The sequence below is a fragment of the Pantoea phosphatilytica genome (genome assembly GCF_051025615.1).
Classification (GTDB): Bacteria; Pseudomonadota; Gammaproteobacteria; order Enterobacterales; family Enterobacteriaceae; genus Pantoea.
The window spans coordinates 47,414-63,434 of sequence record NZ_JBPFDF010000006.1; the positions used below are offsets into that span (position 1 = coordinate 47,414).

Sequence of the window (16,021 nt, forward strand, 5' to 3'; positions counted from 1 at the left end):
ACAGAATCAAATCAGAGGTTCAGCGGCGACACGCATAAAAAAATACCGCCCACATCAGTGACCGGCATTTTTTGTGCCTTATGTTATAAGGCGACAGCGTCCTGGCTTATTTGTGACTGTCACGAAAAAAGTCAATCGCATGTTATTATAGTGCTGAAAATCGCATTTCCCTGGCGCCAGCGGATAAAACAGATTGCATGGCAACGCAATACGTCGGGCCAGCATAATAGTTACCGCTTCGGATAACAGGGGGGATATTGGCTCTTGCGCCTCGCTTTTTATCGTGATAAGAAGCCTGCCAGATTGCTCATATTTAATTATTCGCGGAAACTGTTTATATATGGAAATTGAAATTGGCGATGTGCCGGACCAGAAGAGTGAAGAATATATTATTCAGCAACTCTGGCAGCATAATAGTGCTTTCGCTGACATCAACATGAAAACATTGAATGTTATCCTGTATGACGATGAGAAAAATATTCAGGGTGGCCTGTTAGCGCACACCTGGTGCGGTACGCTGGATATCCACTATTTCTGGATAGCCGAGGCGCAGCGCATGCATGGCACAGGGCGTAAGATGATGCAGGCAGCGGAAGAAGAGGCGCGTAACCGACACTGTCATATGGCAGTGGTAGACACACTGAGTTTTCAGGCTCGCGGTTTCTACGAGAAATTAGGTTATCGCGTTTATGGCGAACAGGAAGGCTATGCAGAGCGCTACGCACGCTACTATCTGGCAAAACGATTATAACCTGAATGATTTCAGCGAGGTGCCATGGATAGCCCCTACCGTAGTATCGATGAGTTTATTGCCCCATTCGCCACAACAATGGATCTGTTACCGACCCCGTGGGGATTTAAGGATGCGGCTTCACAGCATCTTTATATGAATGAAGCGGCCAGAAAGTACACGGCGACGCCTGAAAATTATCGCTTAGAGGGTAAGAGGGACAATGAATTCCCTACCCCCTGGAGCGATTGTGCCGATCAATTCTGCGAGCACGATCAACAGGCTGAAGCGGCAAAAGGCAGCGTTGCCGTGATTGAAACACATTACTGGTACGGCAATAACTACCTCTCCCCTTTTATCAGCGAAAAATATCCGGTGTTCGACCACAATAAGCAGCTGCTGGGCTGTATCTGGAATGCACGTCCGGTCGATAATCTCTCCGCGATGCGCTTTATCGATCAAAAGAAGGCGTCCGTTCTGACCACGCGGCTGGCGCATCCCCTGTTTACCTCCGCCGAACTGGATGTCATCTTCCTGCTGCTGCGGCGGTTCAATGCCAAAGAGATCGCGCGTATCTATAACCTGAGCGTAAAAACCATCAGCAACCGCATCACGACGCTTTATCAGAAAGCCGGAGTCCATTCGCTTCAGCAATTTGAGAGCTACTGCTACGCGGAATCGCTGGAAAGTTATCTGCCAGAGCGCTTTCTCAGCGCTGGCGTTATTTTTATTTAAATCGGTAAGGAAACCCTGTAGTGAGTAAATTTGACGATTACCCCCTGAGTCGCGTGCCTGAAAATAAACGACTTTCGCTGCTGAGCGTGGCGATTGTGCACATGGGTATGCTGACGGCGCTGGACCAGTTTATGCTCGGGGCCGTGCTGGGCAACGGTATGTCCACGGGTGAAGCTTTTACCGCGATTACCCTGGCCAGCCTGCTGTTTGGTGTGCTGACGTTTGCGCTCGGCTATGCCGGAATGCGCGAAGGTCTGCCCGGTAGCCTGCTGGCACGCTGGTGCGGCTTTGGCCGTCACGGTTCGGTGCTGATTGGCCTGCTGGTGGCAATCAGCCTGCTGGGGTGGTTCGGCATCCAGAATGCGGTCTTCGCCCGGTCGCTGAGCTATGCGCTCGATGGCCGGCTCAGCTTCGCCGAAGCGGCAGCCCTGTCAGGGGGTGTCCTGACCCTGCTGGTGACCTTTGGTTTCCGGGCGCTGCGGTTTACCGCCCGCATTGCCGTACCACTCTTTATTGCACTGGTGGGCTGGATTTTCTGGCACGCCTTTCACGGTCAGGCTGGCCCTGTTGCTCAGCCAGCGGTAGCGGCTGATCCCATTACCGTGAGCGCCGCAATTACCATGGTGATTGGCGGCGCAATCCTGGCCAGCCTGATGACGCCCGATCTGACCCGTTTCTCACGCAACGGAAAAGATGTGTTTGCCATTACGCTGCTGACTATTCTGGCGGGCGAATATGGGATCAATGGCCTGGCGATTCTGGTCGCCAGAGAGCTGCAGACTGCCGACATTATTGCCATCATTACGCAGACCACCAGCACCCTGGGGTTGTTTGCGGTAGTCTTTTCAACCCTGCGCGTTAACGATCTGAATCTCTACTCCTCCACCCTGGGCATCAGCAATGCGATCGAGGGCGTGACGGGCTATAAGCCGCGCTATCAGGTGATTACGCTGCTGCTGGGGGTGCTCGGCACGCTCTGTTCTATTCTGGGGATCCTCGACCGGTTCGTCGATTTTCTGGAGCTGCTGGGTGTGGTCTTCCCGCCGGTTCTGGGGGTGATGATTATTGATTACTACGTGCTGAAAACCAGCCGTCAGACGCTTGCGCTGGGCCGCACGGAGAATGCCCTGCCGCCCGTCTCGGTGTCGATTGGCTGGCCGGCACTGATCGCCAGCCTCGCGGGTGCGGCCACCGGCCTGTTTATTGAGCGCGGCGTCCCGGTCTTCAACTCGTTAATCGTCGCCTGCCTGGCTTATCTGGTGGCGGCGCCTCTGTCCAGGCGGCTATCAGCGCGGCAGACAGGCGCGCTGACGGACTGATTACGCTCCTTCTCTGCTGATTGCGCCGCTGGCTGGCGCAATCAGTAGCTCAGCCGTCCCTGTCTGACCAGCCATTCACGGGCCATAAACAGCGCACTGACGTTGCGCGCCTCGCGGAAGTCGGGCTCTGCCAGCAGCGACATCATATCGCTCAGCGGCCAGCGATGAACAATCAGCGGCTCCGGCTCATCCCCTTCCAGCCTTTCGGCGTAGAGCCCTTCCGCTACCACAATATTCATTTTGCTGGAGAAATAGGAGGGGGCCAGCGTGAGTTTGCCCAGCGTCGTCAGCGCGTTTGCGCCAAAACCGACCTCTTCCTTCAGTTCACGCACCGCGGCCTCGTTGACGGTTTCCCCGGCGTCGATCAGCCCTTTCGGAAAGCCGAGCTCATAAGTTTCCAGTCCGACAGCATATTCCTGAATCAGGATCAGATGATCATCGATAATCGGTACAATCATCACAGCTTCCCGTTCTGAGGGCTTCATGCGCTCATAAACGCGACGTGCGCCATTACTGAAGGCCAGGTCGACCGATTCAATCGTGAATAACCGCGAACGCGCCACGGCAGTGATATTGAGGATGTCAGGTTTTTTTGGAATTTTCATATCAGCCTCAAAGTAATCTGCGCCTCCTGGCGGGAGCAAATTAGCATACCTAACCACAGACAATTGTGCGACAGTCAGACAAGAACGTTATCGTTGCATAGATTCTGACGATTGAATAACAGCCTTTAGTTACCAGTTAAGACTAAATTTGCATTAGTCAATATGCTGCGATAAGTTTCAGATAATACCGATATTTAATCCAGTCTGGGCCGGTTACCATTCGGACAAGGCATGGTTTAACAAATGCTAATCAGATATACGCTGGCACTATTTCATCAGATGCCTGACACCCTGGGGTTATATAATCTTCCGCTGTGCCGCGCTGACCGTGCGCACGACCGGAAGCGTAAGTTAAAAGTGAAGGCAGCATTTTGGCTGAGTTGAGCAGAGCATGAGCACAATCTTTATGATCCTGGCCATAGTGCTGACCTGTTCAATCCTGGCAGGTATTGGGTTCTGGTACGCGATGCGGCATCGCCCGCCCCTGGCGAAACCACTGCCATTTATCAGCCCGCCCTGTCGTAAACTCTCTGCTCAGGAGCGGGAGGCCGTCGACAAGTATGTCGCCGCGCTGGAAAAGCAGTCCCGCACTACGGTAACCACCGATAAACGCAGGGCATCTGAACGTCTGGCGCTGACCGCACAGAGCAATAACGTCTATCCGGTTACCCGGGCGATCACCCGCTACGGCCTGTCAACGGACGACCCCCACAAATGGCGCTACTACCTGGATGAAGTCGAAGTTCATCTGCCGCCGCTGTGGGAGCAGTACATCACCGACGAAAACTACGTTGAGTTAATCCGCACCCAATCCATTCCGCTGGTGATCTCGCTGAACGGCCATTCGCTGGCCGATTACGCCGTGGATCAGCAGTCGCTGCCGACGCTGATGCGTCCGATGTCGACCAACGCCTCTATCCGCAAAGCAGAAACGGAAAATATTGAGCTGCTGAAGGTGCGCAAAGAGACGCCGGAAGAGTATCGACTGTCACGCCCTGACGGCACCCGTGAAGCGGTGATGATCTCCCTGGCCTTTCTCCTGTTCTTCTTCAGCCTGTTAGTGCCCGCCTCCCTGATGATCTGGCTGGTGCTGACCGGTGCCCTGATGATTGCAGCCAGCCTGTGGCTGCTCTACCGCATTCCCGGCGAGCGCGGCCTGCGCGATATCCACTGTCTGCGCGGTGCGCCGAAACGCTGGGGCCTGTTCAGCGAGTCGAACCAGGAGCAGAGCAACATTACCCTGGGGATTATCGACCTCGCCTATCCGCCGCACTGGCAGCCTTACGTGGCGCACGATCTCGGTCAGATCACCGATGTGGAGATCTACCTCAATCGTCAGGTAGTGCGTCAGGGCCGCTTTCTGTCACTGCAGGATGAAGTGAAAAACTTCCCGATTCAGCGCTGGCGGAAAAATGTAGTGCTGGCCTGCGGTTCACTGATGGTGCTGACCCTGCTGGTCACCTGGATCCCGCTCGGGATGCCGGTGAAGCTCAGCCTGGCCTGGGCCAGAGGCACAGACAGCCTGGAAGTCAGCAGCGTCGATAAACTCAGCGGTGTGGCGCTGAACATTGGCGACAGCCTTAAAGTCAGCGGCACCGGGATGTGTTCGGTACCGGATAACTATCAGAGCAACCGCAATTACGCCTATATGCCCTTTGACTGCTCTGCAGTCTACTGGAACAACGCTACGCCGCTGCCGCAGCCTCAGTCGGACATTATCGACAAAGCCTCGGCGCTGCTGGATACCACGACAAAGCAGCTGCATCCGGAAACTAATACCGATCCCAAACTGAACCCGCAACTGGCCTCGGCGATTCAGAAGTCCGGGATGATCCTGCTGGACGATTTCTCCGATCTGGTGATGAAGACCCAGGACCTCTGTAATCAGCCGCAGGATTGCCTGCGCCTGAAGAATGCGCTGGTGAATCTGGGTAATGCCAAAGACTGGGAGGCGCTGATGCGCCGGGCGGACTCCGGCCAGCTCAACGGCATGAATGTGCTGCTGCGTCCGGTCAGCGCAGAAGCGCTGGAAAACCTGGTGAATACCGCCACCTCGACCTTCTTTTTCCGCGAAACCCGCCGGGCGGCAGAGAATCTTAACAGCCCGCCGCCGGGTGGCTTCCTGATCGTCAGCGACGAAGGCCGTCAGCTGGTGAATCAGCCTCAGCCAACCGTATCGCTGTTCGACCTCGATCCCCCTTCTCAGTGGCGCGAGCTGCAACGGCTCTCCGCCATGCTGCTGCACACGCCTTTCAGCGCCAGCGGCATTATCACCAGCATCTCCACCGATGCCAACGGAACACGGCATATCGCGCTGCACAACGAGCCGGATGCCATGGCGCAGTGGCGCTACCTGGGCACCGTGTTGCTGCTGCTGGTGCTGATGATCTGCGGTGTGTTTAACGGCGTGATGGCGCTGCGCCGTATGCACCGCAACCGTCAGCGCATGATCGATATCCAGCAATATTACGATAAGTGCTTCAACCACAACCTCGGGACTTTACAGGGCGTGCGCTCGATATTCTGAGCCCTGCCCTTCTGTGCTACCCTGTCGCCCGGTTTTTTTTCAGGGTGAGACCCCGCAATGCTTAACTGGTCTGAGATTGATACCGTGCTGCTCGACATGGACGGCACGCTGCTGGATCTGGCGTTTGACCGTCACTTCTGGCTGGAGCATGTGCCTGAACAGCTCAGCCAGCAGCGCGGCATCGCCCGGGCAGAAGCCGATGCGATCATCGCGGAAAAGTATCAGGCCGTCGCCCATACGCTAAACTGGTATTGTCTCGATTACTGGGCCGGGGCGCTGGCGCTGGACATCCGCGCCATGACCTGGGCGATGCGCAGCCGGATCGCGCTGCGTGACGATACGCTGCCTTTTTTACAGGCACTGCGGCGCATGGGTAAGCGCACCATCCTGCTGACCAATGCGCATCCTTACAATCTTGACGTCAAACTGGCGCAGACAGGTTTAGCGCCGCACCTTGATTTATTACTTTCCACCCATACCTTTGGGTATCCGAAAGAAGACCAGCGCTTATGGCAGGCGGTACAACAGCACACCGGCTTTTCTGCGCCGCGCACGCTGTTTATCGATGATAGCGAAGTGATTCTGGATGCTGCGGCGTTATGGGGCATCGGCGGGTGCTTAGGCGTAAAAAACCCCGATTCGGGTCGTCCTGAGCAAATCTTTCAGCGTCACCGCGCCACCGGCGATTACCGGACGCTGATCTGAGTCAGGAGCAGCAATGAAAGAGAAAAGCAGCGAAGAGGTACGCCTCGACAAATGGCTGTGGGCCGCGCGCTTCTACAAAACCCGGGCGATTGCGCGGGAGATGATTGAAGGCGGCAAAGTGCATTACAACGGTCAGCGCAGCAAACCCAGCAAAGTGGTGGAGCTGAATGCAGAGCTGACGCTGCGTCAGGGCAACGACGAACGCACGGTGATCGTGGCAGAAGTCAGCACTCAGCGCCGTCCTGCCAGCGAAGCTCAGCTGCTCTATCGGGAAACCGAGGCCAGCATCGAAAAACGCGAAAAAGTGGCGCAGGCGCGCAAGCTCAATGCGCTGACTATGCCCCATCCCGATCGGCGACCTGATAAAAAAGAGCGTCGCGATTTGATGAAATTTAAATTATCGGGTGATGAATAACGTCGTCTTCGCTGACGCGCCATCACCCCGTTCCAGTGAGAGAAAAAATATGTCAGTCCAGGATCAACTGCACCGTTATCTGTTTGAAAATGCCGCTGTGCGCGGCGAGCTGGTGAACGTCTCTGACACCTGGCGTGAAACCGTGAAGAACCATGACTACCCGGCTCCGGTGAAAACCCTGCTGGGTGAGATGCTGGTCGCCACCAGTCTGCTGACCGCCACGCTGAAGTTCGATGGCGAAATCACCGTGCAGCTGCAGGGCGATGGCCCGCTGTCGCTGGCGGTCATTAACGGCAACAACAATCAGGAGCTGCGCGGCGTCGCGCGTCTCAAAGGCGACATTCCCGCTGACAGTACCCTGAAAAGCATGGTCGGCAATGGTTATCTGGTGATCACCATTACCCCGGAAAAGGGTGAGCGTTATCAGGGCGTGGTCGGTCTGGAAGGGGATACCCTGGCGGCGTGCCTGGAAGATTACTTCATGCGCTCAGAGCAGCTGCCGACGCGTCTGTTTATCCGCACCAGCGACAAAGGCGCGGCCGGGATCCTGCTGCAGGTACTGCCTGCGCAGGATACGGAAAAAGAGGCGTTTGAGCATCTGGCCACGCTGACCGAAACCATCAAAACGGAAGAGCTGATCGACCTGCCCGCCAATGAAACGCTCTGGCGTCTCTACCACCAGGAGGAGGTCACGCTCTACGATCCGCAGCCGGTGATCTACAAATGCACCTGTTCACGCGAACGCTGTGGCGAAGTGCTGACCACGCTGCCGCAGGAAGAGGTGGATGAGATTATTGCGGAAGATGGCAAAATCGAAATGCACTGCGACTACTGCGGTTCAGACTATGTGTTTGACGCGGTCGATATTGCCGCTATCCGCAGCCACTCGCACGAAAACAGCGACCGACTACACTGATTTTCCGGGCGGCCTCTGCCGCCCCTTTTCTCCCGCCCCGCTATCCCCATAATTTTTCAGACAAATTATCTTTTTTTACTTTCATAACATCTTTTAAACGTTCGAAATATGGCCTTAACGCGCCCTGAGTCGCATTTTTGGATCACTGCCCTTTTTCCCGAAACGCAGAAGAGTAAACTGCGCGCGATCGTGCAAACGCCCGGAAGCCCGGGGCCGATGCCTGAACAGCCCGGCTCACATTGCAGCGTTCCGCAACGATATGCCGGGGTGCGTCAGTCATCGGTCATATCCGATGCAACAGCTGGCGGCACGATCCCAACCTATCTCTGCTGTGCAGAACAGACACCGATTTAAGGAGCAGTAAAATGCGCGTTAACGGCCTGACCTCGCAAGACCTTGCCGCTTTGGGCATCGTGGATACCACGGAAGTGGTTTACAACCCTGATTACGACACGCTATTTCAGGAAGAGACGCGCCCGGACCTCGAAGGTTTTGCTCGTGGCACCCTGACGCAGAGCGGTGCGATTGCCGTAGATACCGGGATTTTCACCGGGCGATCGCCTAAGGATAAGTACATCGTACGTGATGACACCACGCGCGATACCCTGTGGTGGAACGATCAGGGCACCGGCAAAAACGACAACCAGCCACTGTCGCAGGAGACCTGGAACGCGCTGAAAAGCTGCGTCACCCGTCAGCTCTCCGGCAAACGCCTGTTTGTGGTGGATGCCTTCTGCGGCGCCAATGCCGATTCGCGTCTGAGCGTGCGTTTTATCACCGAAGTGGCCTGGCAGGCGCACTTTGTGAAGAACATGTTCATTCAGCCGGATGATGCCGAACTGGCCGACTTCACGCCCGATTTTGTGGTGATGAACGGCGCCAGATGCACTAACCCTGACTGGCAGGCGCAGGGGCTGCACTCTGAAAACTTCGTCGCCTTTAATCTCACCGAACGCATGCAGCTGATTGGCGGTACGTGGTACGGCGGCGAGATGAAGAAGGGTCTGTTCGCCATCATGAACTATCTGCTGCCGCTGAAGGGCATCGCGTCGATGCACTGTTCAGCCAACGTCGGCAAAGCGGGTGACGTGGCGGTCTTCTTTGGCCTCTCCGGCACCGGCAAAACCACGCTCTCCACCGATCCCGATCGTCAGCTGATTGGCGATGATGAGCACGGCTGGGACGACGATGGCGTGTTTAACTTCGAAGGCGGCTGCTACGCGAAAACCATCAACCTCTCTGAGCAGGCTGAACCGGAAATCTACCGCGCCATTCGCCGCAACGCGCTGCTGGAAAACGTGGTGGTACGCGAAGATGGCAGCATCGATTACGCCGACGGCAGCAAGACGGAAAACACCCGCGTTTCCTATCCAATCAATCACATCGACAATATCGTGCAGCCGGTCTCTAAAGCGGGCCACGCGAAGAAAGTCATTTTCCTGACCGCCGACGCGTTTGGCGTGCTGCCGCCGGTTTCGCGTCTGACGCCGGAGCAGACGCAGTATCACTTCCTGTCAGGCTTCACCGCTAAACTGGCCGGCACCGAACGTGGCGTCACGGCGCCTGTCCCGACCTTCTCCGCCTGCTTTGGCGCGGCTTTCCTGACGCTGCATCCGACGCAGTATGCGGAAGTGCTGGTGAAACGAATGGAAGCGTCTGGTGCGCAGGCTTATCTGGTCAATACCGGCTGGAACGGCAGCGGCAAACGCATCTCCCTGAAGAATACCCGCGCCATTATCAATGCGATCCTGGCGGGTGAGCTGGATGATGCGCCGACGGAAACCCTGCCGATCTTCAACCTGCAGATGCCGGTTACGCTGGGTGAACTGGACAGTGATACGCTCGATCCGCGTCGTAGCTGGGAGAGTGAAGAGAAGTGGACCGCCGCCGCCAACGATCTGGCGCAGCGTTTTATTGATAACTTCACGAAGTACACCGATAACGCCGCAGGTGCTGCGCTGGTGAAAGCCGGCCCGCAACGCTAAAAAAAACGGCGCGGCAGTGTGCCTGCTGCGCCGCTTTTATCAGTTTGAGATGCTGTTGCCGCCGTTGTTATGGCTCAGTGCCATACTCTCTACCAGCGGTAGCCAGGCGCGAATACGCAATCCCCCGCGTTCGCTCTCGCCAATCTCCAGCGATCCCTGATGCGCATCGATAATACGCTGCACAATCGCCAGGCCAAGCCCCGTGCCGCTGGTGCTGCGGGCGCTGTCGCCCCGCACAAACGGCTGGAACAGATGCGCCAGCTGATCCGGCTTGATGCCCGGGCCATCATCCTCCACCTGGAACCAGGCGCGATGCAGCTCCCGTCCGCTGCTGACCTTGATCCAGCCATTGCCGTAACGTGCGGCGTTGACCACCAGATTGGCCAGCGCACGCTTAATCGACAGTGGATTGATATCCAGCATCAGCTCTTCCGGCATGACCGCATTTTCGATCTCACGCTCGTAGCCGCTTTCCGCAGCGACCACTTCGCCCAGCACGCTGTTGAGGTCGGCGCGCTCCGTCTGCATCTCCTGACCGGTGCGCAGGTAGTCGATAAACTGCTCAATGATGGCGTTGCACTCTTCGATATCTTTGTTAATCGATTCGGCCAGATAGCCATCCTGCTCGCCCATCATTTCGGTGGCCAGACGAATACGGGTCAGCGGCGTGCGCAGATCGTGACTGACGCCCGCCATTAACAGCGTGCGATCGTCAGCCAGTTGCTTCACCCCGGCGGCCATCTGGTTAAAGGCGCGGGTCACTGACCGCACCTCTGACGCACCATATTCGCGCAGCGGCGGTGGAATAATGCCGCGTCCGACCTGCAGAGCCGCATGTTCCAGATCCACCAGGGGTCGGTTCTGGATGCGGATAAAGAGCCAGGCCCCGCCGATCGCCAGCAGCATAATCGCCAGGGTATAGCGGAACAGCGGTGAGAAGTCGCCCTGATGAATCTCCGTCAGCGGCACCCGCACCCAGATATCGGGCGACAGCCAGGTTTTCAGCCAGACGACCGGGGAGTTCTTGTTGACCTCCACCCGTACATCGGTCGGCCCGCCCAGCTGCTGCCCCATCTGCTCGCTCAGAAATTCGTAGTGCTGCGCCCAACGCAAGCCGTTCTCTTCTGCCGCCGCATTGGTAAACAGCGAAATCCCCAGTTCACGGTAGATCTCCCGGCGAAAGGCCGGCGGAACTTCCAGCTGCGTGCCATCTTCCAGCTGCAGCCGGTCGGTCATCAGCATACGGACTTCGTAGGCGAGCACCTTGTTGAACTGCTGCAGGCTGGGAAGGATGGCAAAGTTCAGCACCACCAGATAGGTCGTGACCAGGCTGACGAACAGCAGGGTCACGATCAGCAGCAGCGTGCGGGCGAATGAACTGCGTGGCGAGAAGCGCAGCCGCTTCATGCTTTGCTGCCGTCCGGAACAAAGACGTAGCCCAGGCCCCAGACGGTCTGGATATAACGTGGATGCGCAGGATCTTCTTCCACCATGCGACGCAGGCGGGAGATCTGAACGTCAATCGAACGCTCCATGGCGCTGTATTCACGGCCACGCGCCAGGTTCATCAGCTTATCGCGGGAGAGCGGCTCACGCGGATGGCTGACCAGCGCCTTCAGCACCGCGAACTCACCGCTGGTCAGTGGCATCGGCTCATCTTCACGGAACATTTCGCGGGTGCCAAGGTTCAGCTTGAACTTACCAAAGGCAATGATCGCCTCTTCCTGTGACGGTGCGCCTGGCAGCTCATTGGCCTGACGACGCAGCACGGCACGGATACGCGCCAGCAGCTCACGCGGGTTAAACGGTTTAGGAATGTAGTCATCTGCACCGATTTCCAGCCCGACGATGCGGTCCACCTCTTCACCCTTGGCCGTCACCATAATAATCGGCATCGGGTTGCTCTGACTGCGCAGACGACGACAGATAGAGAGGCCATCTTCGCCCGGCAGCATCAGGTCGAGCACCATCAGATGGAAGGATTCACGGGTTAACAGACGATCCATCTGTTCGGCATTAGCGACACTGCGCACCTGAAAGCCCTGCTCGGTGAGATAGCGTTCCAGCAGTGCACGCAGACGCATATCATCATCGACGACCAGAATTTTGTAGTTCTCTTGCATTTTCAACTCCCAAAGGCGCTATTGCCTGAGCCAACATTGTTAAAAAAAGATGCCTTATAGTGACAGTCATTAATGGTTTATATTCTAGCCAAAATTGTTACAAAGCATATTAAACAGGAGCTTATATTTATTCTGCGCCCCTTTCGGGCCGTTATCGCCCTTTTTACCCGCCGTCCGGGACGGTTACGGCAAATCTGAAAAAAAAGCGAAATTTCTCTGAATGGCTGGCGTCAGAAGCGTACCAGCGTTTATACAGTGAATAAATTCAGCGCGTTAGCAGATAATTTGACTTATAAACAAGCCATCACGGCAACGCCCCTCCAGATAATCCACCTTATCTGCATTCTGACAGCATAATATTCCGGTCAAACCTGTTAAAGCACCACGCCTCTCTCGGATTAATTTGAGCCGGGCTTTCAGCAAGGCCAGCAGAAATTAAAGTCCATTAAATCAATCAGTAAAGCCAACTTTTCGCCCCCCGAATTTTGAACCAGACTGCTCAGGCACCATTCGATGTCTCAACGGGGATTACACACAATGAAAAAAACAATTTTACTGCTCAGCGCGCTGGCTTTCAGCAGCATCAGCCCGGTCTATGCTGCAACAGCAACCGGTGAAGCGGCCGGTGCGGCTGCCACCACTACCGCAAAAGGTAACTCCGACGCCATCGGCGTGGGTGCTGTCGCTGCCCTGCTGGGCGTAGCGCTGGCCACCATGGGCGGCGGCGGTGGTGACGGTCACGGTACCGGCACCTCAACCACCACGGCGACCCACGCCGGAAAATAAGTTCGGACCGGCGAGTCCGGCTTCAGAACACCGGTTTAATTTTGATAGCAAGCTCCAACCCTTTCGCCGCCGGGGAAGTCAACGTGGGTTTTTAGCCTTTAAAAACCCTTTCCCCGACTCTTTTTTGCCGCCGCCTGTTTGCCTTACACTGAGCCTCTTTCGATCTCTCTGGCCGGTATAGCATGAAAACCCGACTGATTACCCGCGAAGGCTTTGACAAACTCAAAGCGGAACTCGACTATCTGTGGCGTGAAGAGCGTCCGGAAGTGACCAAAAAAGTGACCTGGGCTGCCAGCCTGGGCGATCGCAGTGAAAATGCGGACTACCAGTACAATAAAAAGCGGCTGCGTGAAATCGACAGGCGCGTCCGCTACCTCACCAAAAGTCTCGAACAGCTGCGGATTGTTGACTACTCACCGCAGCAGGATGGCAGGGTCTTCTTCGGGGCCTGGGTAGAAATAGAAAACGATGAGGGCGACATCAAACGCTTCCGCATCGTGGGCTACGATGAGATTTTTGGCCGCAAAGATTACATCTCCATCGACTCGCCAATGGCGCGGGCGCTGCTGAAAAAAGAGGTCGGCGATGCCGCAACGGTGGAGACGCCGGTGGGCCCGGCGCGGTGGTATGTCAACGCCATTGATTACCCGCAATAACCATTCAGATTATCGCTGAAAGCCGCCCGCGTCTCTGGCATTTTTAACCATCAATCCGTATAACTGTCGGCTATTTCTCAACCCGGAAAGCAAGACAGTCCTGATGATGAAAGTTCTGAGCCAGATAATTGCCAGTGAGCTTCAGGCGCGTCCCGAACAAGTTGACGCCGCCGTTCGCCTGCTGGATGAAGGGAACACCGTGCCGTTTATCGCACGCTATCGTAAAGAGGTGACGGGCGGACTGGATGATACCCAGCTTCGCCAGCTTGAGACCCGCCTCAGCTATCTGCGCGAACTCGAAGAGCGGCGTCAGTCGATTCTGAAATCGATCGGGGATCAGGGTAAACTGACTGACGACCTCGCCCGCGCCATCAACACCACCCTCAGTAAAACCGAGCTTGAAGATCTCTACCTGCCCTATAAACAGAAACGCCGCACGCGTGGACAGATCGCGATCGAAGCCGGTCTGGAACCGCTGGCAGAGACGCTCTGGCAGGATCCATCCCATCTCCCTGAGCAGCTCGCTGAACAGTATGTCGATGCCGACAAAGGCGTCGCCGACGTTCGTGCCGCGCTGGATGGTGCCCGCTACATCCTGATGGAGCGTTTTGCTGAAGATGCCGCGCTGCTGGCTAAGGTACGTAACTACCTGTGGAAAAATGCCCACCTGGTGTCGCGCGTGGTCGAGGGCCAGCAGGAGGCGGGCGCGAAGTTCCGCGACTACTTCGATCACCACGAAGCCCTGAGCACCGTGCCGTCGCACCGTGCGCTGGCGATGCTGCGTGGCCGTAACGAAGGCGTGCTGCAACTTTCGCTGAATGCCGATCCACAGTTCGATGAAGCCCCGCGCGAAAGCTACGGCGAAACCCTGATCGCCGAACACCTGAATCTGCGCCTGAACAACGCACCGGCCGACAGCTGGCGCAAGGCAGTGGTGAGCTGGACGTGGCGCATCAAGGTGATGCTGCATCTGGAAACCGAGCTGATGGGCACGGTGCGCGAACGCGCTGAAGATGAAGCGATCAACGTCTTTGCCCGCAACCTGCATGACCTGCTGATGGCGGCCCCTGCCGGGATGCGTGCCACCATGGGGCTGGACCCCGGCCTGCGCACTGGCGTAAAAGTCGCGGTGGTGGATGCCACCGGCAAGCTGGTGGCGACCGATACCGTCTATCCGCACACCGGCCAGGCCGCCAAAGCCGCCGCCGCTGTCGCCGCGCTCTGCATGAAGCATCAGGTCGAGCTGGTGGCGATCGGCAACGGCACGGCGTCACGCGAAACGGAACGCTTCTTCCTGGAGCTGCAGCAGCAGTTCCCGCAGGTCACGGCGCAGAAGGTGATTGTCAGTGAAGCCGGGGCCTCGGTCTACTCCGCCTCAGAGCTGGCGGCGCTGGAGTTCCCGGATCTTGATGTGTCGCTGCGCGGCGCGGTGTCGATTGCCCGACGCCTGCAGGATCCGCTGGCTGAGCTGGTCAAAATCGACCCGAAATCGATTGGGGTCGGCCAGTATCAGCATGACGTCAGCCAGAGTCAGCTGGCGAAGAAACTCGATGCGGTGGTGGAGGATTGCGTGAACGCCGTCGGCGTGGATCTCAACACCGCCTCGGTCCCCTTACTGACCCGCGTGGCGGGCCTGACGCGCATGATGGCGCAGAATATCGTCAGCTGGCGTGATGAGAATGGCCGCTTTCAGAACCGTCAGCAGTTACTGAAAGTGAGCCGCCTTGGGCCAAAAGCCTTTGAGCAGTGTGCGGGCTTCCTGCGCATCAATCATGGCGATAACCCGCTGGATGCCTCAACCGTTCACCCGGAAGCCTATCCGGTGGTCGAGCGCATCCTGGCCGCGACTGAGCAGGCGCTGAGTGACCTGATGGGTAACGCGGGCAGCCTGCGTAACCTCAGCCCCCGCGACTTCATCGATGAGCGATTTGGTCTGCCGACCGTAACCGACATCATGAAAGAGCTGGAGAAGCCGGGCCGCGATCCGCGTCCTGAGTTTAAAACCGCGCAGTTCGCGGAGGGCGTGGAAACGCTAAACGACCTGACCCCAGGCCTGATTCTGGAAGGTGCCGTCACCAACGTGACCAACTTCGGCGCCTTTGTGGATATCGGTGTGCATCAGGATGGGCTGGTCCACATCTCCTCGCTCTCTGACCGCTTCGTCGACGATCCTCATCAGGTGGTGAAAGCGGGCGATATCGTCAAAGTGAAAGTGATGGAGGTCGATCTCCAGCGCAAGCGTATCGCCCTGACCATGCGTCTTGATGAGCAGCCGGGTGAAGGCAATGCACGCGGTGGAGCGCGGAGCGGAGCGCCGCGCGATGAGAAGCGTCAGGCCAGCCCGAAAGGTCGTCCGCGTCCGGCCACCGCCGCCGCCGGTAACAGTGCGATGGGCGATGCACTGGCCGCCGCGTTCGGTAAAAAACGCTAAGCTTTTCAGGGGCCATCTTCTGGCCCCTTTTTCACACCGCGCCGTCCGGTTGAAAATCCCCGCCATAACGCTACGCTAAAAAGACGCC

14 protein-coding genes are annotated in these 16,021 nt (G+C 57.0%); 11 read left to right on the top strand and 3 right to left on the bottom strand.

Annotation, left to right across the window (positions count from 1 at the left end; genetic code table 11):
• The first annotated feature begins 340 nt into the window (after window positions 1-340).
• The 3 genes from ACR6AS_RS18155 to ACR6AS_RS18165 are packed head-to-tail and all read left to right on the top strand — an operon-like array spanning window position 341 to window position 2,784.
• Complete coding sequence (locus ACR6AS_RS18155; RefSeq protein ID WP_111140881.1) at window positions 341-751, top strand: GNAT family N-acetyltransferase; 411 nt, start codon at window positions 341-343, stop codon at window positions 749-751.
• Window positions 752-775: 24 nt separating this feature from the next.
• On the top strand, window positions 776-1,465 hold the full coding sequence (locus tag ACR6AS_RS18160) for a helix-turn-helix transcriptional regulator (protein WP_111140880.1): 690 nt from the start codon (window positions 776-778) through the stop codon (window positions 1,463-1,465).
• 20 nt (window positions 1,466-1,485) lie between these two features.
• Window positions 1,486-2,784 carry a cytosine permease gene (locus tag ACR6AS_RS18165; protein WP_367395881.1) on the top strand — a complete coding sequence of 433 codons (1,299 nt, stop codon included), beginning with the start codon at window positions 1,486-1,488 and terminating at the stop codon, window positions 2,782-2,784.
• A gap of 41 nt (window positions 2,785-2,825) precedes the next feature.
• On the opposite strand, the gene nudE is transcribed toward ACR6AS_RS18165, so the two are convergent.
• Window positions 2,826-3,389 carry an ADP compounds hydrolase NudE gene (gene nudE / locus ACR6AS_RS18170; protein ID WP_111140878.1) on the bottom strand — a complete coding sequence of 188 codons (564 nt, stop codon included), beginning with the start codon at window positions 3,387-3,389 and terminating at the stop codon, window positions 2,826-2,828.
• A gap of 391 nt (window positions 3,390-3,780) precedes the next feature.
• Between nudE and ACR6AS_RS18175 the strand changes: the two genes are divergently transcribed.
• The 5 genes from ACR6AS_RS18175 (at window position 3,781) to pckA (ending at window position 9,937) form a co-directional block, all read left to right on the top strand.
• Window positions 3,781-5,916: an intracellular growth attenuator family protein gene (locus tag ACR6AS_RS18175; RefSeq protein WP_434163383.1), complete on the top strand. Its 2,136-nt coding sequence runs from the start codon at window positions 3,781-3,783 to the stop codon at window positions 5,914-5,916.
• 57 nt (window positions 5,917-5,973) lie between these two features.
• Window positions 5,974-6,621, top strand: a complete 648-nt coding sequence (yrfG, locus tag ACR6AS_RS18180; protein ID WP_111140876.1) for a GMP/IMP nucleotidase — start codon at window positions 5,974-5,976, stop codon at window positions 6,619-6,621.
• 13 nt (window positions 6,622-6,634) lie between these two features.
• The gene (gene hslR / locus ACR6AS_RS18185) at window positions 6,635-7,036 is read left to right on the top strand and encodes a ribosome-associated heat shock protein Hsp15 (protein ID WP_111140875.1); all 402 of its coding nucleotides are present in this window, start codon (window positions 6,635-6,637) and stop codon (window positions 7,034-7,036) included.
• Between the two features lie 49 nt (window positions 7,037-7,085).
• On the top strand, window positions 7,086-7,952 hold the full coding sequence (gene hslO / locus ACR6AS_RS18190; RefSeq protein WP_111140874.1) for an Hsp33 family molecular chaperone HslO: 867 nt from the start codon (window positions 7,086-7,088) through the stop codon (window positions 7,950-7,952).
• Window positions 7,953-8,317: 365 nt separating this feature from the next.
• Window positions 8,318-9,937 carry a phosphoenolpyruvate carboxykinase (ATP) gene (gene pckA, locus ACR6AS_RS18195; protein ID WP_111140873.1) on the top strand — a complete coding sequence of 540 codons (1,620 nt, stop codon included), beginning with the start codon at window positions 8,318-8,320 and terminating at the stop codon, window positions 9,935-9,937.
• 39 nt (window positions 9,938-9,976) lie between these two features.
• Here the strand turns inward: pckA and envZ are convergent, their stop codons facing one another.
• Both envZ and ompR read right to left on the bottom strand, forming a co-directional pair.
• Entirely contained in the window at window positions 9,977-11,344 is a 1,368-nt protein-coding gene (gene envZ / locus ACR6AS_RS18200; RefSeq protein WP_111140872.1) for a two-component system sensor histidine kinase EnvZ, read from the bottom strand.
• Window positions 11,341-12,060, bottom strand: coding sequence for an osmolarity response regulator transcription factor OmpR (ompR, locus tag ACR6AS_RS18205; RefSeq protein WP_003853014.1), 720 nt, complete (start codon window positions 12,058-12,060; stop codon window positions 11,341-11,343). Before ompR ends, envZ begins: the two co-directional genes overlap by 4 nt.
• A gap of 537 nt (window positions 12,061-12,597) precedes the next feature.
• On the opposite strand from ompR, the gene yjbE reads away from it, so the two are divergent.
• The 3 genes from yjbE to ACR6AS_RS18220 all read left to right on the top strand — a co-directional run bounded on the left by yjbE (window position 12,598) and on the right by ACR6AS_RS18220 (window position 15,933).
• Window positions 12,598-12,846 carry an exopolysaccharide production protein YjbE gene (gene yjbE / locus ACR6AS_RS18210; RefSeq protein ID WP_111140871.1) on the top strand — a complete coding sequence of 83 codons (249 nt, stop codon included), beginning with the start codon at window positions 12,598-12,600 and terminating at the stop codon, window positions 12,844-12,846.
• Between the two features lie 182 nt (window positions 12,847-13,028).
• Window positions 13,029-13,502, top strand: a complete 474-nt coding sequence (gene greB / locus ACR6AS_RS18215) for a transcription elongation factor GreB (RefSeq protein ID WP_111140870.1) — start codon at window positions 13,029-13,031, stop codon at window positions 13,500-13,502.
• Between the two features lie 103 nt (window positions 13,503-13,605).
• Window positions 13,606-15,933 (top strand): Tex family protein, encoded by a 2,328-nt coding sequence (locus ACR6AS_RS18220; RefSeq protein ID WP_111140869.1) that lies wholly within the window; start codon window positions 13,606-13,608, stop codon window positions 15,931-15,933.
• The last annotated feature ends 88 nt before the right edge of the window (window positions 15,934-16,021 follow it).

Excerpts from the sequence above, each read along its gene's own strand:
- ACR6AS_RS18155 (WP_111140881.1), top strand. The coding sequence starts at position 341 with ATGGAAATTGAAATTGGCGATGTGCCGGACCAGAAGAGTGAAGAATAT.
- ACR6AS_RS18160 (WP_111140880.1), top strand. The coding sequence starts at position 776 with ATGGATAGCCCCTACCGTAGTATCGATGAGTTTATTGCCCCATTCGCC.
- nudE (WP_111140878.1), bottom strand. The coding sequence starts at position 3,389 with ATGAAAATTCCAAAAAAACCTGACATCCTCAATATCACTGCCGTGGCG.
- ACR6AS_RS18175 (WP_434163383.1), top strand. The coding sequence starts at position 3,781 with ATGAGCACAATCTTTATGATCCTGGCCATAGTGCTGACCTGTTCAATC.
- yrfG (WP_111140876.1), top strand. The coding sequence starts at position 5,974 with ATGCTTAACTGGTCTGAGATTGATACCGTGCTGCTCGACATGGACGGC.
- hslR (WP_111140875.1), top strand. The coding sequence starts at position 6,635 with ATGAAAGAGAAAAGCAGCGAAGAGGTACGCCTCGACAAATGGCTGTGG.
- hslO (WP_111140874.1), top strand. The coding sequence starts at position 7,086 with ATGTCAGTCCAGGATCAACTGCACCGTTATCTGTTTGAAAATGCCGCT.
- pckA (WP_111140873.1), top strand. The coding sequence starts at position 8,318 with ATGCGCGTTAACGGCCTGACCTCGCAAGACCTTGCCGCTTTGGGCATC.
- envZ (WP_111140872.1), bottom strand. The coding sequence starts at position 11,344 with ATGAAGCGGCTGCGCTTCTCGCCACGCAGTTCATTCGCCCGCACGCTG.
- ompR (WP_003853014.1), bottom strand. The coding sequence starts at position 12,060 with ATGCAAGAGAACTACAAAATTCTGGTCGTCGATGATGATATGCGTCTG.
- yjbE (WP_111140871.1), top strand. The coding sequence starts at position 12,598 with ATGAAAAAAACAATTTTACTGCTCAGCGCGCTGGCTTTCAGCAGCATC.
- greB (WP_111140870.1), top strand. The coding sequence starts at position 13,029 with ATGAAAACCCGACTGATTACCCGCGAAGGCTTTGACAAACTCAAAGCG.
- ACR6AS_RS18220 (WP_111140869.1), top strand. The coding sequence starts at position 13,606 with ATGATGAAAGTTCTGAGCCAGATAATTGCCAGTGAGCTTCAGGCGCGT.